Source organism: Methylobacterium sp. BE186 (assembly GCF_031457035.1).
GTDB classification, from domain to species: Bacteria; Pseudomonadota; Alphaproteobacteria; order Rhizobiales; family Beijerinckiaceae; genus Methylobacterium; species Methylobacterium segetis.
Window position 1 is genome coordinate 1 of the sequence record NZ_JAVDVV010000045.1, and the last position, 18,862, is coordinate 18,862.

15 protein-coding genes and 1 pseudogene are annotated in these 18,862 nt (G+C 62.2%); 15 read left to right on the top strand and 1 reads right to left on the bottom strand.

What is annotated here, in order from left to right; all coding sequences use genetic code 11:
- The first annotated feature begins 185 nt into the window (after positions 1–185).
- The 13 genes and pseudogenes from J2X36_RS25770 to J2X36_RS25835 all read left to right on the top strand — a co-directional run bounded on the left by J2X36_RS25770 (position 186) and on the right by J2X36_RS25835 (position 15,644).
- Positions 186–1,256, top strand: a complete 1,071-nt coding sequence (locus J2X36_RS25770; RefSeq protein WP_310354950.1) for an ATP-binding protein — start codon at positions 186–188, stop codon at positions 1,254–1,256.
- A complete protein-coding gene (locus tag J2X36_RS25775; RefSeq protein WP_310354952.1) occupies positions 1,253–3,127 on the top strand; it encodes a TniQ family protein in 1,875 nt (624 codons plus the stop codon). The genes J2X36_RS25770 and J2X36_RS25775 overlap by 4 nt, the downstream gene beginning before the upstream one ends.
- Positions 3,128–4,162: 1,035 nt before the next feature.
- A complete protein-coding gene (locus J2X36_RS25780; protein ID WP_132252183.1) occupies positions 4,163–4,762 on the top strand; it encodes a phasin family protein in 600 nt (199 codons plus the stop codon).
- Positions 4,763–4,891: 129 nt separating this feature from the next.
- Positions 4,892–5,137, top strand: a complete 246-nt coding sequence (locus tag J2X36_RS25785; RefSeq protein WP_310354955.1) for a hypothetical protein — start codon at positions 4,892–4,894, stop codon at positions 5,135–5,137.
- Positions 5,138–5,203: 66 nt separating this feature from the next.
- Positions 5,204–6,178: an alpha/beta hydrolase gene (locus tag J2X36_RS25790; protein ID WP_310354957.1), complete on the top strand. Its 975-nt coding sequence runs from the start codon at positions 5,204–5,206 to the stop codon at positions 6,176–6,178.
- An 11-nt stretch (positions 6,179–6,189) separates the two neighbouring features.
- Positions 6,190–6,796: pseudogene (locus tag J2X36_RS25795) on the top strand (HAD family hydrolase).
- 56 nt (positions 6,797–6,852) lie between these two features.
- Positions 6,853–7,902, top strand: coding sequence for a fatty acid desaturase (locus J2X36_RS25800; protein WP_405029863.1), 1,050 nt, complete (start codon positions 6,853–6,855; stop codon positions 7,900–7,902).
- Positions 7,903–8,372: 470 nt separating this feature from the next.
- Positions 8,373–9,233 carry a transglutaminase family protein gene (locus J2X36_RS25810; protein WP_310354960.1) on the top strand — a complete coding sequence of 287 codons (861 nt, stop codon included), beginning with the start codon at positions 8,373–8,375 and terminating at the stop codon, positions 9,231–9,233.
- Positions 9,234–10,956: 1,723 nt separating this feature from the next.
- Entirely contained in the window at positions 10,957–11,181 is a 225-nt protein-coding gene (locus J2X36_RS25815; protein WP_132253362.1) for a hypothetical protein, read from the top strand.
- A gap of 1,851 nt (positions 11,182–13,032) precedes the next feature.
- Entirely contained in the window at positions 13,033–13,185 is a 153-nt protein-coding gene (locus J2X36_RS25820) for a hypothetical protein (RefSeq protein ID WP_165937828.1), read from the top strand.
- A gap of 604 nt (positions 13,186–13,789) precedes the next feature.
- Positions 13,790–14,152 (top strand): hypothetical protein, encoded by a 363-nt coding sequence (locus J2X36_RS25825; protein WP_132253358.1) that lies wholly within the window; start codon positions 13,790–13,792, stop codon positions 14,150–14,152.
- Positions 14,153–15,035: 883 nt separating this feature from the next.
- Entirely contained in the window at positions 15,036–15,290 is a 255-nt protein-coding gene (locus J2X36_RS25830; RefSeq protein WP_310354965.1) for a hypothetical protein, read from the top strand.
- Between the two features lie 165 nt (positions 15,291–15,455).
- Positions 15,456–15,644, top strand: coding sequence for a hypothetical protein (locus J2X36_RS25835; RefSeq protein WP_132253356.1), 189 nt, complete (start codon positions 15,456–15,458; stop codon positions 15,642–15,644).
- 86 nt (positions 15,645–15,730) lie between these two features.
- Here J2X36_RS25835 and J2X36_RS25840 read toward each other — a convergent pair whose 3' ends face one another.
- Entirely contained in the window at positions 15,731–16,594 is an 864-nt protein-coding gene (locus J2X36_RS25840; protein WP_310354966.1) for a type 1 glutamine amidotransferase, read from the bottom strand.
- Between the two features lie 156 nt (positions 16,595–16,750).
- On the opposite strand from J2X36_RS25840, the gene J2X36_RS25845 reads away from it, so the two are divergent.
- Both J2X36_RS25845 and J2X36_RS25850 read left to right on the top strand, forming a co-directional pair.
- The gene (locus J2X36_RS25845; RefSeq protein ID WP_310354972.1) at positions 16,751–17,743 is read left to right on the top strand and encodes an NAD(P)/FAD-dependent oxidoreductase; all 993 of its coding nucleotides are present in this window, start codon (positions 16,751–16,753) and stop codon (positions 17,741–17,743) included.
- A gap of 154 nt (positions 17,744–17,897) precedes the next feature.
- On the top strand, positions 17,898–18,815 hold the full coding sequence (locus tag J2X36_RS25850; protein ID WP_310354968.1) for a hypothetical protein: 918 nt from the start codon (positions 17,898–17,900) through the stop codon (positions 18,813–18,815).
- Positions 18,816–18,862: the final 47 nt, after the last annotated feature.

Sequence of the window (18,862 nt, forward strand, 5' to 3'; positions counted from 1 at the left end):
ATCTCCTCTGGCTTAGGTCGCTTCGCCATCTCGTCCGTCCTCCAGGCTCAATAGCCATACCAAAAGGGCGGACCACTCCCGTGGGGACGGATCAACCCGCTCCTGGGCGGGTTCCCGGTGGGGGGCGATGATCCGCCCGAGGGCTCCTCCACTCCGCCTGCTACCAGCGGCTTCTCGATCGAGGAATGATCATGAACTCTTTTATCGATCCCTTGCTGAGGATCAGGGCTAGCCAGACCAAAGAGCAGCGTTGCCAGTCGGAAGTGATGGAGCGGGTGCGGCACGCCTTCGTGCGCACCAATCGTGACACCATTCTGCGCCTGCTCTTCGACCGTCTGCTTGCCGATATGACTGAACGTCGTGAACATGAGCTTCCTCATGATCGTGAAAACCGCCTGGAAGCCAATATCATGGTTGTGCTTGGTCCTTCGGGAGCCGGCAAATCCACATCGCTCAACAGGTTGTTCGCGGAGCACCCAGCCACGCCAGGCTATCGTATTCGAGGGTCGGACTGCCCTCTGATCTCGGTCCGGGCACCATCACCTTGCGGTGTGAAGGAGCTCGGCCGCGATGTGCTTCTGATGACCGGCTACGAGTTGAAGCGGCGCAATCTCGACGGGCCGGAGATTTGGGGAATTGTGCGGCGCCGCTTTCGCGAGCTGGGCGTCGTCCTCCTTCACATCGACGAACTCCAGCACGCACCACAGTCCCTCGATATCGTTGAGCAGAAGAAGCTGCGTAACGCCCTGAAAGGCCTGCTCGTCGATATCGAGCATCCAGTCGGCTTAGTGGTTTCGGGTGAGCCAGAGGTTGAGGCCTTCCTAAATCCCGATCGGCAGAGCACTCGGCGGGGACGCTGGCTAGCATTCGAACAACTCAACAAATCCGCAGACTGCGCTATGGTCGCCGGGGCCGTTAAGGGGCTAGCCCAGGTGGCTGACTTGGAAGTTCGGCTTGATGTCGAAGCCGATCTTGTAGCCCGGTTGATGCACGCAGGTTGCGACTTGCTCGGGATCACTATCGAAGAGGTTCACGATGCAATCCGTGAAGCCCTCGCTGTAGGAAGCACAGTCTTAGAGCGTCGGCACTTCGCCGATGCATACGCGTTACGCACCGGTAACCTCCCGCCTTGGAACCCCTATTTAGCGGACCGGTGGCATGAGATTGATCCTACTCGGGTTCTCGTCCATTGCGAGCCAAATCCCGATGACGTTGTGAGGGCAGCCCGGCCGCGTAGACAGCGGAGGTCCGCATGACCGAGCTTCTGCGGTTGCGAGTTCCACTCCGGCCTGGACAAAGCTTGCTCAGCTTCGTGGCGCACCTCGCGCGCCGAAACGGTATCAACCGGCTTGATCAGTTCTGCTGCGACGTCGATCTCAAGCCGCTTGCCTTGGCTACCGGTCAGCCCCAGCAGATCGACCGGCTCGCGACTCTTTCCGGTGTGCCGGCGGCAGCACTCCAGGCCGAAGCTGTTTTCATTTCGAAGAATGGCTGCGCGGTACGCGGTCAAAAACTTATGAGGGCCGACATTGAAAGCAGTGGCCAATCGATTTGCCCGGCTTGTCTGCATGAAGACTATATTACCGCAGAATCGGCGTTTTCAAGGTCTGCGTACATGCGGACGATTTGGCGCGTAACGGCTATCCGCACATGCCTTCGCCACAGCATGGCAGTCGGTCCCTTTCTCGGGCAGGACCGCCGCCTCAGGTACGAACCGGCCCTATTCCTCGAAGTCACCGCCACCAGGCTCAACGAAGCCCTGCGCTCAGCGGTTCAGCGCGAGGTCTCACCTCTCGAACGTTATCTGTTGCGGCGCCTTGATGGAGTTGGCGGCGCAGCTCCATTCCTCGACCGCCTCGACTTCTACGTGGCCGCGAGGTTTTGTGAGGTCCTAGGGGTAGCGGCGAGTGAAGGCCCACGGGTCAGTCCCAGCGAAGTCGGCGAGGACCGTCTACGCGCCAGCGGCACTCTTGGCTTTGAGGTCGCCTCCGCTGGCGAGGACGCGATTTCAACGTTGCTCGTAGAAATGCAATCCAAGTCGGCCCTTCTTCACGCAATGAATGCTGGTCCTGGCGCAGCGTTCGGCGCACTCTACAGATTGCTGGCTGCCAATAAGACGAAGCCAGAATACTCAGGGCTACGTGAGTTTCTAAAGCGACATGTCGAAGCGACTGTGCCGTTGGTGCCGGGACGCAAGTTCCTGAGCATGCCATTGCAAGAAGGTGTCGTCCATTCCGTGCGGACTGCCTCGCTGGTGACTGGCGCTCATCCGAAGCGATTGCGGAAGATCCTGGCGGGTTTGGGGCATGTGGAAAGCGGGAGGGAGGGTGGCACCGATCACGATGTGACCTTCGATGCGGCCGGTGCCCGAGCATTGCTCGAAAGCTTGGCGGAGGCGATGTCCATGAAAGAGGCGGCAGCCTACCTGAACATCAATCGCATGGCTTTTAGCGCCATCGTCCGATCCGGCCGCCTGCAACCGGTTTTATGTGCTGGTGAGATCGAGGGCATAGGGCGCTCTGTTTTCACTAGGTCTCAACTTGACCGCTTCCTCGCCAATCTAGAGGCCCGCGCCATACCTATCAAGAAGACGGGTGAGGACGTGGCGAACATTGGAGAGGCGGCACGACACTGCTGCTGTACTGTGGCCGATGTAGTCGGGCTGATCCTCGAGGGCAAAGTACTATGGGTCGGCCGATCTGAGGGAGCGCGTGGCTTTCAAGCCATCCTCGTGCGCATCAAAGACCTGCGCCAACTGGTTTGTGGAGAGGCGGCTCATGGCTTGACGTTACGGCAGTTCGGTCGTGAAATCGGAAAGAGCGACGCCGCGGTTAAAGTTATTATCGGCGCAGGCGCGGTCAAAACGATTGAAGCAAAAAATCCAGTCAGACGCAATCTTCAAATTTACATTACGCGAGATGAAATCAGTTCATTTCGGTCCAATTACGTATCAAGCGCGTCGCTCTCACCGCATTCGAGTCTTAATAATAAGGTGATTAAGTTTTTTTCTGAGAAGGGTGTGACGCCTCGCATTAGGATCCCAAATCGGTTTGATTGCTTTTACAAGAAATCTGATGTCGAGGAGTATTTGGGAGAGCTAGAGCATTACCTGAGCAATCCGGCATAGTCCAGATTTCTTTTAAGATAACTCAAATACCAGGGCCGCGCGAAATCGCGGCCTTATTTATTTGCTCGTTATCCTGAAGCAAAAAACCTGAATTGCTGTCAAGCATTGGGTTCCAGGCCATCATTTCGCTCAGAATGCATGCGAGGTATCTCATATGTATCAATGGCTTAGCAGAGCGTTCACTGTCAATTTTTCGGTATCCTCACAACCTGAAGACGATGGGGAAGTTTGGTCGCAAAGACGGGATGTTAGGTAGCACGCGGCAGGGAAGTTCGGTCGCAAGCTCATTTTGAGGGCTCGCGGGTGAGAGAAAAATCCGGGCGGCCGATCCTTCGGCCGCCCGGATGGCAAGAGGAACAAAAGAGGGACGAGGGCCGCCACGCACGCAGGGTTCTCCGCCTGCCGCAGGGCAAAGGCGATCTGTTCGTTCGTGAAGCGTTTGCGAGGCATGGCAACCACCCTCAGTGTTCAGGATGATCGAAAACCTTGCGCTCAACGCGAACCAGTTTCGCGGGTCAGGGGCAGGACCGGCTGACCCTCAAGGCAAGAAAAAGGCGACATTCCACTTCACGTGCAAAGCCGCAGATTTCGCCTCGCTCGCCTAGGCCGCCTGAGCAGTTTGGGGTGTCCGGTGTTATCGCCGCAGCTGCACGAAGGAGTGCAGCGTGGTCGATCAATCTCGTTTGCTCATGTCAGACCGGTGCGGTGTCACTCTCGACGTGCAAGCCATGCTCCCGATGCGAGCCGCCGTTCTCCGTTGCCAGCGAGAGAGGCGATCGCTGCGGCTCCTTCGCAGGCAAATCCCGCTTTGTGCAACGCAATCAGAAGCTTACGCTTTGGCTCTGACGCTTGACGATATTCGTCAAAACGCAAATCTTCTCTAAATTCATCCCCAAGGCTTGAAAGCGAAATGAAAGCCACGACTTAGGTGCAGTGCAAAATGATCATGAATTCGCTTCGCAGCCTAAGGTGATTTTGCTTATCAAATTCGGAATAATCATTCCTAATTCATAATCTATAGGGAAGGAAGCAACGATGGCGTTCAACCAAAATCCCAACCAGACCAAGCAGGCCGAGCAGAGCGACAAGACTGCCGACACGGCCAAGGCGATCATCGATAGGTCCGCCGAGCAGAGCAAGCAGTTCGCCGAAGCCGCGCACGATGGCGTGAACAGGATGGCCGATCTACGTGAGCAGGCCACTGAGAATACCAAGAGAATCGTGCAGCGGAGCGTCGAGACGGCGTCTCAGCAAGCACGTGAGGCCACCGAGCGTTTCACGAAGACACTGGGCTTCACTGGCGAGGACAGCGAGCGTCTCGCGCGCCAGTCGAAGCAGAACCTGGAAGCAGTTGCACGCTGTGGCACGGTGCTGACCCAAGCCTTCCAAGACGCGTCGCGCCACTGGTTCGAGCTTGGTCAGCGGCAGTGGCAGCGCAACCTCGACGGGGTGAACAAGCTGACTCAGGCCAAGTCAGTTCAAGAGTTTGCGGCGATCCAGAGCGAGTTGGCCCGCGAGAGCCTGCAGCACATCGTTCAGGACAGCCGCTCGATCACGGAGACCTCGGCGCGCGCCGTCGAGGAGGCCGGCAAGGCGTTCGCCAGCGTCGCGCAGGCCCCGACGCTCGTTCGCTGAGGTGCACGGCATCTGAACCTGGGGCGTGCTCTCGGATTCATCACAAGCCAGAGGGGCGGTCGCTTTGGCCGCCCCTTCTCCTTTTCTCAGTCGCACGGGCTTCGGCGCCTCGCGGCGCGGAAGCACGCCATGTTCAACCCGTTTGCAGTCGCCCTGCTGACCCTAGAGGCTCAGAGGGTGGTCGAACTTCGGCTCATGAAGCTGGCCTGGGGTGGCTCTGAGGGCTGCGCCGAGGTCCAGCAGATGGTGAGCGAGAAGGTCAGCGCCTTCATCGAGGCGTCCGGCACGCTGATGACGGGCGGCTCCTGCGAGACAGTGGTCGCCCGCTACCGCGAGCATGTGGCCGCCAACACCCAGCGTCTGACTGCCGCCTAGCGCGGAATGCTCCCAACTTGGTCTCCTCCTCGGCAGAGGCCGTCCCCACGACACAAGGCTCACGTCATGACACAGCGCTCCAAGTTTCGTAGCTGGCTGGTGCCAGCCCTGCTCGGATCCGCAGCAGCCCTTGGCGCCTCAGCGCTCTACTCTGTCTCGAAAGCACGTGAGGCGAAGCAGCGCCATCCGCCCATCGGCAGCTTCCTGACGGTCGATGGCGTGCGCCTGCATTACGTTGAGCGCGGGCAAGGCCAGCCCCTGCTGCTCATTCACGGCAACGGAACGATGATCCAGGATTACCTGGTCAGCGGCATCGTCGATGAACTTGCCCAGCGCTATCGTGTCATCATCATCGACCGTCCCGGCTACGGCTACAGTGAGCGACCGCGGGCGCTCTGGACACCGCGCGCGCATGCGACGCTGTTCCAGAAGGCGCTGCAGCAGCTCGGTGTCTCGCAAGCCGTGGTGCTCGGGCATTCCTGGGGCAGCCTGGTCGCGGTCGCCCTCGCGCTGCAAGCCCCGCGGCTCGTGCGCGGTCTCGTGTTAGCCTCAGGCTACTACTATCCGACCTTACGCGCCGACGTGATCCTGTTCTCGCCACCGGCCATTCCCGTGCTGGGCGACGCGATGCGCTACACGATCTCACCCGTCATCTCCCGGCTCCTCCTGCCGGGCCTGATCAAGGCCATGTTCGCGCCGGCCTCGGTGCCGGACCGCTTCGACAGAGAGTTCCCGAAGGAGCTGATGTTGCGTCCCTCACAGCTGCGGGCCTCTGCCGAGGATGCCGCGATGATGACGCCGGTCACGATCGAGCTTCAGGAGCACTACCGTGAGCTGAAGCTACCCGTCGTGATCGTCACGGGTGCGGATGATCAGATTGCGGATGTGGGACGCCAGTCGGAGCGGCTGCACGGCGAGATCGCGAACAGCGAGCTCATCGTCGTCCCGGGCATGGGGCACATGATCCATCACCTCGCGCCCGAACAGGTCGTCGCGGCTGTGGAGCTTGCCTCTAAGCACGCGCGCGCCGCGGCTGCGTGAGGAAGGGATCAATGCGTGTCGACACCTGCGTGCTGTTCGATTTCGACGGCACGCTCGTCGACGACGTCTATCAGCACGTACCTGCTGGGAGCTAGGCGCTTAACCCGGGAGATCCCTTCGTCCGTGTGGCGGATCCACCGCAAGAGCGGCATAAGCGGCGGTCTCTTCACTGAACCAGCTTCCGCGGGAAACAGGACAGGCAATCAGCGAGGTGCGCATCGCGCGCCTAAGTCGCATGCATTCTGAAGCGTGTGGACGGTTGTCCTCGCAGCTCCGTCCACTGCCCGGCGCGCACTCCTGGCCAATCTCACCGAGACCGACATCCCCTGGGCCATCACCGCGAGCGGCCGTATGGAGACACCCCAAGTGCCCTTGGCAGCCCTGAACGTCGATCCCGATTTCTTCCTCGCTGCCGCAGGCAAGCTCGGCAAGTCGACCGAGACGGCCGTGATCGTGGGAGACTGTATCTGGGACATGCTGGCGGCGCGTCGCTGCCGCGGGCTTCGTGTCGGCCTGCTGGCGGGTGGCTATGGTGCGGACGAGCTGGAGCGGTCTGGCGCCGTGCGTGTCTACGAGGATCCGGCGGCCCTGCTCAAACACCTCGATGAAGTAGGATGAAGACGCTGATTTCGAGAAACCGGACGGTGACACCGCCTTGCCATGACGACAATCCGATGAGCGGTCCGCATGTTGATGGGGCAGACCGGGAGCACGCCGCAGCGGCCGCGCGCGAAGTGGCCCGCCACTGCGCGGCCTATCGTGAGCCTGTTCGTAGGCTTGCCCAGTGGCAGGTCACGAACACCTTGCTGCCGTATCTGGCGCTCTGCTCCTTCATGCTTTGCGTAGCCGCGAACGGCTACGGGCTTTTTGTGCTGCCTCTGGCCGTGCCGGTAGGCGGCCTCCTGGTCCGGCTGTTCATCATCCAGCACGATTGCGGGCACGGCTCGTTCCTGCCATCTCGCGCCGCCAACGATTGGCTCGGGCGTGCTCTGAGCATCCTGACGGTGACACCCTACGACAGCTGGAAGCGGGCGCACGCCCTGCACCATGCCTCCACCGGTGACCTGAGCCGCCGCGGTACGGGAGATGTCCATACCTTGACCGTGCGCGAGTACCTCGCCCTGTCGCGCCTGGGCCGGCTCCGCTATCGCCTCTATCGCAACCCGCTCATCCTGATCGTGCTCGGGTCCCCGCTCAACTTCCTCGTCCTGCAGCGCATGCCTTTCGGTGTCGGCCTGCCGTGGCGCATGGCTTGGCGAGACGTACTGGCCCTCGACATCTCCCTGGTCGCCGTGATGGCGGCGCTGGCTTTCGCGACTGGCGGGATTGGGCCGGTGCTCTGGGTGTTCCTGCCCGTGATCAGCGTGGCCGCCTGGATCGGTGGCTGGCTGTTCTACGTCCAGCATCAGTACGAGGAGACGGTGTGGGAGGAGGCAGAGGCCTGGGACTTCCATCGCGCGGCGCTCGGCGGCAGCTCGTACTATGTCCTGCCGCGCGTCCTGCAATGGTTTACCGGGAACGTGGGCCTGCATCACGTCCACCACCTGAACAGCCGCATCCCGAACTACCGGCTCCAGGAATGCATGGACGGCCACGCGGTGCTCGGACAGGTGGGCCGACTGACGCTGAGGGACAGCGTACGTTGTCTCGGGCTGGCACTCTGGGACGAGGACGCCCGTAAGCTGGTCGGGTTCTCGCAGGTGCGGCTGATCCAGGCAGCCTGAGAACGGCCGAGATCATCACTTCGGGCGAGCAGAGCCAGACCTTGTCCGGGAAGCACGCCAACATACACATCCAAGTGAGGCGCTTCGTAGCCGAGCGTAAGCTTGCAGCCCATGGCTTTGCCCGGAAACGCGTTCCTGATCGGCGTTTTGTATTGCGATGCAACGTAAACGGATACGGTCCGTTACCTCCAAAATCGGCCCACGTCGTCAAGAGCTGGGACTGGTTCAGGCACGAGCACCAGACACGCGGCCGAGGCGAACCGTTCATTGTCGCTGGCTTGACGCGTGAAGTTATGGGTGAGTTCAGCATCGATCCAGCACGGATCTAAGTCGCCGGCCTGTCATCGGGTGACAATGCGAGCCGCGAGATGCCGCGGTTCTTCATGTTCCACGTTTAGGTCGTCGGAGCGCACCAACACTGACTGCCTTTCCGGATGAATCGGACCGAAGTGGTTCCTGAGGAGCGTCCCTTGGTCGACCTGCGCATCCACCACCGGACGACCTACCGCTACAGGCAGCCCGTCGGGCTGGGGCCACACCGGCTGATGCTACGCCCGAGGGAAGCGCGGGACCTGAGGCTCCTTTCGAGTGACATCCGAGTGACCCCGGATGCGGCAGTGAGCTGGGCCAACGACGTTGCTGGGAACGCGGTCGCGATAGTCACCTTCGGAGCATCGTCCGACATGCTCGTCATCGACAGCGTCGCTCACGTCGAGATTTTGGCGCTCACCTATCCCGTCTTCAACATCGCCGCCTCGGCCATCTCGTTCCCCTTCCGGTACTCTGACGACGAGTGGACGGACCTCGGAGCACTCACCGTGCAGCAGTACCCCCATGGAGAGCGCCTGCAGAACTGGGCCCAGGGCTTCGTGGCTGGCTACCCGACCGACACCCTCTCGCTCCTCAAGGACATCAATGCCGGTGTGGGCGGCGGCATCACCTACCAGGCCCGGGAAGACGAGGGCACGCAGTCGCCGGGCCAAACCTTGTCATCCGGTTTGGGCTCCTGCCGGGATCTTGCCACGCTCTTCGTTGAGGCGGTACGTAGTCTCGGCTTCGGTGCAAGGGTCGTCTCGGGCTATCTCCATGACCCCACGCGCGCACTGCTCGGGTCGGCCGATGCCGGATCCACCCATGCCTGGGGCGAGGTCTTCCTGCCCAGCGCAGGCTGGGTCACCTTCGATCCGACGAACTGCAGCGTGGGCGGCGCAAACCTCATTCCGGTCGCCGTGGCGCGCGACATCCGCCAGGCCATGCCGGTGGTGGGCAGTTTCATCGGGCCTGCCGACGCCTTCCTGGACATGTCCGTCGCTGTCCAAGTTAGCGGCTGACGTACCGCTGAGGTCACTTCCGGCGGGTAGGAAGTTCCGGCTTCAGCCGGTTGAGGAAGTCCTCGCCTATAAAATTCAGTGACTCTGACCGTCCTATAGCCGCAGACGCGAGGGTCACCAGGAACGAGCCCACCGAGACCATGAGTGCCCCTCTGAACTGCACCTTATTTTGTTCGGGCGGGCGGCCCGATTCTTGAGGGCGCGATACCGTCGTGAACAGCCGTTCCGTGATTGCACCGGTTTCACGCATTTTTCGGTTTTCGACTTTTGCGTTTCGGTTTCACTTCAGGGGACTCGGATAGAGATCTCAAAAGCCGATCTGGCTGAGGTGCTCGGGATCCCGAAGCGCCGGATCCAGCAGCTTGCAGGAGCGGGTGTTTTACTCCGTCAGGCGCATGGCGAGTGGGTGCTGCCGGAGAGCGTTTAAGCCTTCCTAGAGTACCGCATCAAAGCAAAATCCGGACGGTTACCAAGGGCGACGCGAACGGCACCGACCGCCTCAAGGAGATCAAGGCCCAACGGGAGGAATTGAGGCTCGCTCTCGCGGCGAGCGCAAACTCGTTCCGCTCGTCGATGCTATCTTCGCCATGGACCAGCTCGCCGGCACTCGAGGTGAACAACGTCCCGGCCCGCTACAGTTGAGATCTCGACGAACGCGAGCGCCTGCATGTCGAGATCGACGACGTCCTCAAGACCGCGGCCAGCCGCATCCAGAAATGCGGTGCGGCTCTACGAGCGAGCCTCGACGCTGATTTGCCCGAAGGCGAGGACGGCCCCTGATGCCTGGGGCGCCGAGAACCGAGTTTACGTGGAGATCGCGCACGTCCTCGCCGCGGATGGCGCGTTGCACTAGGCCGCCCGCAACATGCGCCGCAGCCTTGTTCAGGTGCGGCCCAATCGCCGAACATGACTCCGAGGCACGAAACCATTCCTGATCGTGTCAGGGCGTACGAGCCCAATCCTTCAGGGACCCTAAACGTGCGCAGCCAGTTGGCTGATCCGCCTGAAGCTAACGTTTCTGGACCAATCCTCCGCCTAAGGTGGCGTCACGACACACGGCGATCGCCCCGGTAGCTCGACGGCGCGGCGCATGCATTTGTCCGCCCTTCATCATCAACTAGCAGCCACGCTGACGCCTGTAGCGAGCGTCTTCATGAGGCGAACAGATGAGGTAAAGATGGGAGCAACCTGACCTCCGGCACGTTGATGTTGGTGGTCACGGTCCACTGGCGATCCTCGTCAGCCTCTCCACCAATGTGGAGCGCTGCGATGGCGAGCTCTCAGCCGCCCTGTCTCTGCCCCATGATGCACCGGCTGATCAGCTTGATAGCCCGCATCACGGGTGAGCCGGGTGCGATCGAGCAAGGACGATTGATCGACCAGCTCACGGATCTTGAGACGCAAGCTCTGGAAACGGGCGCTCCGCGCCGAACCATCGAAGCCATTCGATCGGTCAGGCTCACGATTCGAGTCGCCAGTCTCAAGCCCCGGTCCCTGAGCATGCGGGGGCATTGAGGTGCGCACGGATGAGGGAGGGAATCCTTGCTTCCGCCTGTGAGTGTCATGGCAGCTCAAAAAGGCGTTCGGCCACGGCCGATCACCGCGCGGGAGGCAGACAGGTCTGCCCGCTCTTTCAGGGCATTCGGATGCATGGGCCTGGCACGCTCTCGAGGAGCGTCGTGCGCGTTCCGGATTGCGGCGGCTTTTGCAGGCGAGATGACCAATGGATCACGAACTAGAGCGTTTCGAAGCTCAAGCGGAAGACGGCACCCTTCACATGATTATCGCGTGGCAGACCTTCACGCGAAGTGGCGGGCTGAGTGGATCGCACGTCCTGAAGGACCAACGTCGATATTCGCTTCTCAACGGTGCAGGGGTGGACTGGCTGGGAGACGATCTTTTTCAGGTGATACGAAGCGGCGAAGTGCTTCGGCGGATGAAGCGATGAAGGCTCGCACACCGGCGCATCCCAGAAGCGCTGACGACGAGGCAACCATGACAGACGGGATGATCCGAGCCGTCGCGAAAGCTATTCAATCCACGGGCAAAATGGCCGGCCTCAGCGAGGACGACGCACTCCAGTTCGCCCGCGCGGCAGTCTCAGCTCATGAAAGTTTCCTGGCGAATTCAGGGTCCGTGATCGTACACTTACAGGCGAAGGACGCTGTTGAGCGCGATGACCGTGACATCGCTCGATCTCTGAAGCAGAGCGAAGCTGATCATACAGCCGTGAAGCCGCGGCTTGCTAGAATTCAGGGCCTTTCATCGACGAACAAACGATAAGCGCTCTCAAGGCTGCTCGCGCACACTCGCGATCTGGACGAAAGCATGCTGAGATTGCCGTTTCGAAGGAGAAGCATCCGCTCATGAACAAAGATGCAGTTCTGGACATGAAACGGGCGCGCTCAGCTCTTGTGAGACAGCGAGACGCCATCACAAAGCGGCTCGGAAGTATTGATTTGGCACCAGTCTCAATGGCAGAGGATCTTACCCGCGTTCTCACAGCGATTGAGGCGGTCGACCGCGCTCTTGCAGACGCAGGATCCCCTCACTTCGAACAGGCCCTCGACTAGCTCAGGTTCCGGTAGGACTTGCGGAAAGCAGGTTCTGCACCTGCTCCGAGCCGACATCATGGCTCTGATTCGAGGCTGAGAAGGCGGCGCGCCCGACCTCCCTCTTGGGCACTGGGTGCTGCGGCCGGATGGCGGCTGGCAGATCCTCCGGTTTCATGTCTCAGGTCGCGCGGCTGCAGAGGGTGTTTGCGACCTAGGCGATAGAAGCTACCGAAGGTTTCGGCTCGGTGTGCCCCTGCCCGCCGGTGATGTCCCGGCAAACCTGTGTTTATCGCGACCGAGCTGCGCCCACCGTCTGGATGCGCTTGAGGGCCGAAGACCTTCTACTCTTCGGCTTCCGGGGGTGGCGTCAGGTACCAGCCGGACGTGGTCGGCATCCTCAAATTGACGTGCTTGCGATCGCCTGTGATGGCCTTGGCCAATCCGTCGATGGTGTCCACAATACCGCTCGCGGCCACGTAGACGGGCGAGTGGACCGAGGTACGGGACAGGACGCGGATACACTCCTTTCTGCAGCCCTTGGCCCGGTCGAGGAAGCTCCGCTGCTCCGCGCCGGCGAGAGTGCGGTTATGCCTCACACTGCCCCTTCGCTGCCGAGGCCGCACGTGAAACATGCATTGAACGCGGCAAGCCCTGAACGAACGGCTCCTCTCACCACCCTGGCTTTCAACAGCCAGGGGAAAGGCTCCAGCCCCCTCGGCTTCCACGCTGACGCAGCAGAGGAACCATCAGACCAACGCGCCCGTTTTCATGGTGCGGCGCAACATGACCGCCGAGGAGCGGATATGATTGGCCCAGCAGAAATCGAAGACATGCTGTCGGAATATACCGACGCACAGCCCACCTCCGACGCCCTGACGTCTGCAGAGCTTCAGAGCTGGCCGCCCCGCCACTGGTCGTGGGGCGCAGGGCCTACCGCGTCTGCCACTGAAGAACTTCTGCCCGTCCACGAGCCCCGCGGCAGAGCCGCTGCCTTGGGGAAAGCATGACCGGCAGACGCGCGGGCCTTCACAGGACCACATTGCTTGTTTAAATGAGGCGTATCGGACCAGATCCATTTGGCCCGCTCTCATGCTCCTGATTGAGCGGCGAGCCCGGTTTCCCGTATTTTTCACAGTTTGATCGCTGCCCTATCCGCAGCGCACCTGTCGCACGCTTCTAGCCGCGACACTCCTGAACACGCACGCCGACCGACGGCTTCTGTCGTAGCGGCCTATGGATTTCGCATGCACATCACCACTGAACTGAAGCCCACGGCAGTACAGTCGCGCTTCTTCGCTGGCACCAAGCCGGCTATATCCAATCCTGTTTGGAACCCGCAGCCGTGCGGTCTCACCCGCGAAGAATTGCGTAAGATCGTCCTAGAGCAGCTCGGCTGACCTACAGAAACCCGCTCATGAGTGATCCTTGAAGGCGTTCGCCCGGCGAATGTAGCCGAGCACCATCCGCGGGGCGCGGTGTCCCGACTGATCCATGATCCGGGCGAGATGGGCGCCGTGATGTAGGTGGCCTGGAGCGAGTGCGTCCCAAAAGTCGAGACATCGAGGCCAACGGCCTTCGCGTAGCAGTTCAACATCTCGGCGATGCTACGGACCGTCTGGCGGTTGGGCGCAGCGCTGGGATGCGGAGCTTCTCGGGCATCCGCACCCGTTGTAGCGCCGCCATCGTTCAGAAAGGTCGAGCATAGCTTCCGGAGCTTGGAGAGGATCTTGGAATTGCTTGCCAGTGCTCCGGTGAATGAGCCAAGGTGACGCTTGTCCCCGTGACCAAACGGCTTGCAGCGCTTCTCATGTTCTGGAACGGCTCACAGCCAGGCCGTTCAGCCTCTCGCCCCCTCGAGCCTATTGCGGCCCGCATCTTCACCTTCAATCCGCCCGGCCCAGCTGAGGCAGGCGTTCTTCGTCATGCTTGCTCATCAGGTGAACAACGGCCCCGAGGCAACGTTGGCTCTGGGTGCTACGCGGCAGTAGGGTTGGAGAGACGATGCAGGAGTTGCCGGATATCAGAGAGACAGCAGACCTGCGCGCCCTCCTGGATAGGCAGGAATGCCAGGTGCAGCGGGTTCACCGGGCCTATCAGGCGAACCCTGCACACCGAGACCACAAGGGCCAACTGGCGCGACAGGTTCTCGGGACTCGTTTGGCGCCGCTGGTGTGGCAGCTCCGCAGGAGCCTAATGGAGATCGGGGAGATCAAGGACCGTCCAGCACCCAGGGTTTTATCGGCTCTGCTGGTTCAGCAGGTCAAACTGATCCTGTTGGCTCGCACGGTCCGAAGAGGATTACGGGTGTTGCAGGAACGCCAGGTTCTTCTCGATCGGCTGGCCCCGTTGGGTCCGCTGACCTGAGCGGCCCGTAGGCCCAAGACCTGCATGACGCCAGCGCATCTCCGCAGGACGGCTGCCCCTCGCCTATGTGCTTCGGCTCCCGGGTGAACTCGACCTCATCATCATCGAGAAGTTCGTCGAGTTCTTCGGCAAGGTCGCTCACCAGTGGCGTCGCCGGAGACCGGGATGCCACTCCGGCAGGATCGCGTCTACAGCGGGCTCGCACGGGCTGCGACTGACGCTTCCCGCGACTTCCGCATACCGGTGGACCGGGCCGTAGAGATAAGAGATCAAATCAAGATCTCGATGTCAGAAGAATAAAATCACTGAGACGTACGCTCCCCGCATCGCGAGAGTCCGCTCAAAGTTAATACTAGCCGGAGTACAACGTCCACTCAGCCCAATGGCTCGCCCGAAAGCCGCTGTTCCGTAGTCGGCCAAAGTAAGCCATTCGGCATTGCGCCCATCTCGGCCATTCAGCGACCTTCGGCGACATCTCCGAAGCGGACGTCGTCCCAAGTCAGATCATACGTGCGGGATGCGTCAGGAACCGACCGTAGGCGGAGCCGACTTCGACGATGGGTGGGCGGCTGGGAATGGACGTTTGCGGGCCTCGCGAGAGAGGACTGCTATGCTTCACAGGTTGCAACCGGCTGAGCAACTGCCTGCCCGCGACACATTTGCCTGCGCAAGACGACGCAGCCTCAGCCAAACGCCGCCTTTCGGCGTTAGTGAGCGCCGCCCTGCGCGGCTCTGTTGATCCCTGACGGTGAGTGACACGATGAGGAAAACAGCACTTGCTGCCTTTGGAGCCCTCGCGCTCGGAGCAGGGGCGCTTCTGCCCGCGACCGCTGCCCGCGCCGGCGGATACGGCTACGATGGCTACGAGGCGCCGGAGACTGTGGTGACACGCCGAACCATCGTAGAGCGCCGGGTTATTGCCCCGCCGCGCCGGGTGGTGCGAGAGGTGGTCGTGGAACGGCCGGTGGTGTACCGCCCGCGCCCGGTCGTCCGCGAAGTCGTGGTGGAGCGTCCCATGGTCTACCGGCCCCGTCCCGTGGTGCGCGAGGTCGTCGTCGAGCGCGACGGATTCTACGGACCGCGCCGGTTCGGACCGCGCCCCGTGGGCTTCGGTCCAGATTTCGACCCCTACGACTGACGTAGTGGCGGCCGGTCCAGTGTCTGGACCGGCCGCTCATTCCTGCGCGGGGTGTGCGCTGCTGCCCCGCTGAATGTCCTTGCGGTCCTCATCGCGCACCAGCCAATGCGCGCGGGCGCGTCAGGCGGAGATCGGCCCTTACGAGACGAGCGGGCGGAAGAACTAATGACCTACGATGAGGGGAAGGAGCGGGGCCGCCTCGGTGAGGATGCGCCCATCCTTGATGCATCGACACGCGAGCGCCTTGGTCGGCGAATGCGAGAGATGTACGAGCCCGTGTTGGACGAGCCGCTCGACCCCCGGCTTGCCGAGTTGCTGCAGGCGTTGGAGCAAGCCCGCAGCGCTCATGGATGAGAACCTCCCAGAAACAGAGGGAAGGCGTCCGTTGTGGGTTATGCCCGCATCCTCGCCGGACACGCTGCTTTCGTACCTCAGCGCCGCTAGGCCCCTCGCTCTCTGCCTAAGGCCCCGATGAAGTTGCGCAGCTCCGTCAGCCGCTTGGCCGCGTCCGTGACCTGCTCGTCAAGGCCGAGCTGCCACGCCAGGTCGCGCCTGCGCGGTTCACGATGCAGCGCATCGACTTGGCCAGCGTAAGCCTCAACCTCGCCTTGGCTCCGGGCAAGCCCCGCATCGAGCAAGCTGTCCGCCTGCCGGCGCAGGGCTCCCGCGACCTCATCGAGCCCGAGTTCTGGATGGTACTGAACGCCCCAGAACACACCCGCATCAAAGCGGATCTCAGCCGCTTGCACCGCTGTGACCCGGTTGCCGGCCAGCAGCACCGCTCCCTCCGGCAGCGTCTCGACCTCGTCCGTGTGGACCGCGGGCGCGTCGTACGCGGCAGGCCGTCCCACCAGGAGCGGATGGCCGCGCCCCTGCTCGGTCAGCGTGATGCGGCGGGCGAATCCGGCCTCATAGCCGCGCAAGTTGGGACGCACCGTACCTCCGGCCGCAACGGCGGCGACCTGAAGGCCCGCACACGAGCCGAAGGACGGCGTCCCGGAGGCGAACACCGCACGCATGAACTCGACTGTACGCCGCGTCTCCGGCGTCTCTTTGTAGAGGTGGAGCGGTGATCCGGTCAGGAACACGCCGTCGTAGCCCTCCAGCGACGCTCCGGCAGGAAGTCCGGCACCGGCATCGGCCGGCTTGATCCGGTGGCACTCCACACCCGGTGCAAGGCTCAACAGCGTATCAAGGTAGGTCTCTCCCGAGGAGCGGCCGACGCTCTCGCGGCGGCTCTCGCGTGCCTCGGGTGGTTCACTCTCAGCCACGAGGAACCGCAACGCAGAACTGGAGGCAGGCACGTTCGCTGGACTCTCGCCGTGACGGGGTAAACGGAAGGCGTGAACCGGCCGCTGCAAGTCGAAGTTCCAGACAGGGGCTCTGCGCCGCAGGTTGATGCAACCAGGCGCTGGTGAGGTTTGGCCTTTCCAGGCAGGTCCTTTGGAGCGGGTGGGATGATGACAGAGACGTGGTTGAACGAAGTGGACGAGCCGCTCGACTGCGTGATCGTCGGAGGTGGCCCGGCCGGGCTGACAGCTGCGCTCTACCTGGCTCGTTTCGGGCGCCGCTTCCTCGTGGTGGATGCAGGTGACTCCCGCGCGTCCTGGATACCGACCAGCCACAACATCCCGGTCTTTGCCGATGGCATCTCCGGGAAGGAGATCCTCGCCCGCCAACACGAGCACATCGCGCGATACGACGCCCGGATCGTGAGCGGCACCGTCACGGCGTTGCGCAGGGTCGAGGGCGGCTTCGCCGCAAGCTTCGAGGAGGGAACGGGAGACAGCATCTCACGTGAGGTGCGAGCACGCCGGGTGCTGCTCGCGACGGGTGCGGACGACGTGGAGCCGGATCTGCCCGACCTGCCCGACGCGATCCGACGCGGGCTCGTTCGCTACTGCCCGATCTGCGATGGCTATGAGGCACGCGGCAAGCGCATCGCGGTGATCGGTCATGGCGACAGAGGCCTAGGTGAGGCGGTGTTCGTGGCCCGCACCTACTCGCGCGACGTGACGCTGCTGACGCTGGGCCAAGGCATGGACCTCGATGCGGGCGAGCGTGAGCGTGTCGAGAAGCACGGCATCCAGGTCGTTCACGAGCCGGTCGACAGCCTTGATATCGAGGACGACAAGATCACCGTGCTGCGCACAGCAAGCGGCGAGGAACACCGGTTCGAGGTTCTCTACTCAGCCCTCGGGCTGAAGCTTCGTTCCGAACTGGCTCTTGGCTTGGGCGCCAAGCATGACGGGACGGGTGCCCTCATCGTCGACGAGCACAACCGCACGACGGTGCAGGGCCTCTACGCAGCTGGCGGCGTCGTGCGCGGGCTTGATCAGGTGGTGGTCGCGATGGGTCATGCCGCCATGGCAGCCACGGACATCCATAATCGCTGCGAACTGCCCACCGAGGAGGAAGTTGGGGGAGCCAATGGGCAGCTTGGCCCTACATGATCCCTCTCGCGGAGGGAGGTGGGCGTGAGCGATGCGAGCGGCGCATCCAAACTCACGTGGCGACGTTACTGCATCTGTCTCGGCGGCCTTGGCAGAGTAGAGGGCCGGCCAACACCACGAGGTTCATCCGAAGGTTATGGAGCGCGGTTGCGTCATGATCGGCATCCATGGCTTAGCCAACAAGCCGCCAGCCGACGAGAAGACACGGTGGTGGAAGGCAGCCATCGCCGAGGGGTTGAATCGCAACGAGGGACTGGACGGGCCGGAATTCCTCTTCGAGTTCGTGTACTGGGCCGACCTCCGGTATGACATGCCCCTGTCGGAGGATGAAAACCGGGAACCGTATCGCCCCTATGAGGGTGCCGGGCCGCTACCCACAGGTGAGGAGTCGCCCACGACCACCGCGAAGGATGTGCTGTCCCCGGTGTACGCGGGCATCGACCGGCTCGAGGAGGCGACAGGCGTCACGCTCGTGGACGACCTGATTCTGGAACACCGTTTCGATGATCTCTGGCACTACCACGCTGAACAAACCTTCGCTCGAAAGGTCCGGGGCCGCCTGATTGAGCGACTGAAGAGATACAGGCACCACCGCATTCTGCTCGTCGCGCACTCGATGGGTTCGGTCATCGCTTACGACGTCCTGCGGCTGCTCGAGCGCGAGGATCCCTCGCTGCGGGTCGAGCATCTCGTCACGGCTGCTGCCCCTCTGGGCCTCGCCAAGGTCAAGCTCAAGTTTAAGGCCGAGCACGGAACTCTGCGGGTGCCGAACAATGTCGCAGCCTGGACGAACCTTGCCGACGGCGAGGACGTCGTTGCCATCATGGGTGCGCTGGACGCGGACTACACGCCGAGCGACACCGGCGTGCTCGTCGGCGACCGGCGGGTCGTGAATGGCTACCTCCGGCCTGACGGCGAGCCGAACCACCACAAATCCTACGGCTATCTCCGAACGCCGGAGTTCTCGCGCGTTGCCTGTCCGTACGCTGTCACCTCACACCGCGCGGTGAGTCGCACCGAACATCTAGGAGCCCGTCCGAGTAAGTGTCTCGACGACGAGGCTGCGGGGTGATTCACTCGGCCCATGGCCAAGGTGTTTCGCTCCTGGGACGTCGATCA

Bases quoted from the DNA above. Each gene is read 5' to 3' on its own strand.
- J2X36_RS25800 (WP_405029863.1), top strand. From the start codon at position 6,853: ATGAGCGGTCCGCATGTTGATGGGGCAGACCGGGAGCACGCCGCAGCG.
- J2X36_RS25850 (WP_310354968.1), top strand. From the start codon at position 17,898: ATGATCGGCATCCATGGCTTAGCCAACAAGCCGCCAGCCGACGAGAAG.
- J2X36_RS25820 (WP_165937828.1), top strand. From the start codon at position 13,033: ATGCACATCACCACTGAACTGAAGCCCACGGCAGTACAGTCGCGCTTC.
- J2X36_RS25845 (WP_310354972.1), top strand. From the start codon at position 16,751: ATGACAGAGACGTGGTTGAACGAAGTGGACGAGCCGCTCGACTGCGTG.
- J2X36_RS25790 (WP_310354957.1), top strand. From the start codon at position 5,204: ATGACACAGCGCTCCAAGTTTCGTAGCTGGCTGGTGCCAGCCCTGCTC.
- J2X36_RS25775 (WP_310354952.1), top strand. From the start codon at position 1,253: ATGACCGAGCTTCTGCGGTTGCGAGTTCCACTCCGGCCTGGACAAAGC.
- J2X36_RS25835 (WP_132253356.1), top strand. From the start codon at position 15,456: ATGACCTACGATGAGGGGAAGGAGCGGGGCCGCCTCGGTGAGGATGCG.
- J2X36_RS25825 (WP_132253358.1), top strand. From the start codon at position 13,790: ATGCAGGAGTTGCCGGATATCAGAGAGACAGCAGACCTGCGCGCCCTC.
- J2X36_RS25780 (WP_132252183.1), top strand. From the start codon at position 4,163: ATGGCGTTCAACCAAAATCCCAACCAGACCAAGCAGGCCGAGCAGAGC.
- J2X36_RS25770 (WP_310354950.1), top strand. From the start codon at position 186: ATGATCATGAACTCTTTTATCGATCCCTTGCTGAGGATCAGGGCTAGC.
- J2X36_RS25785 (WP_310354955.1), top strand. From the start codon at position 4,892: ATGTTCAACCCGTTTGCAGTCGCCCTGCTGACCCTAGAGGCTCAGAGG.
- J2X36_RS25815 (WP_132253362.1), top strand. From the start codon at position 10,957: ATGGATCACGAACTAGAGCGTTTCGAAGCTCAAGCGGAAGACGGCACC.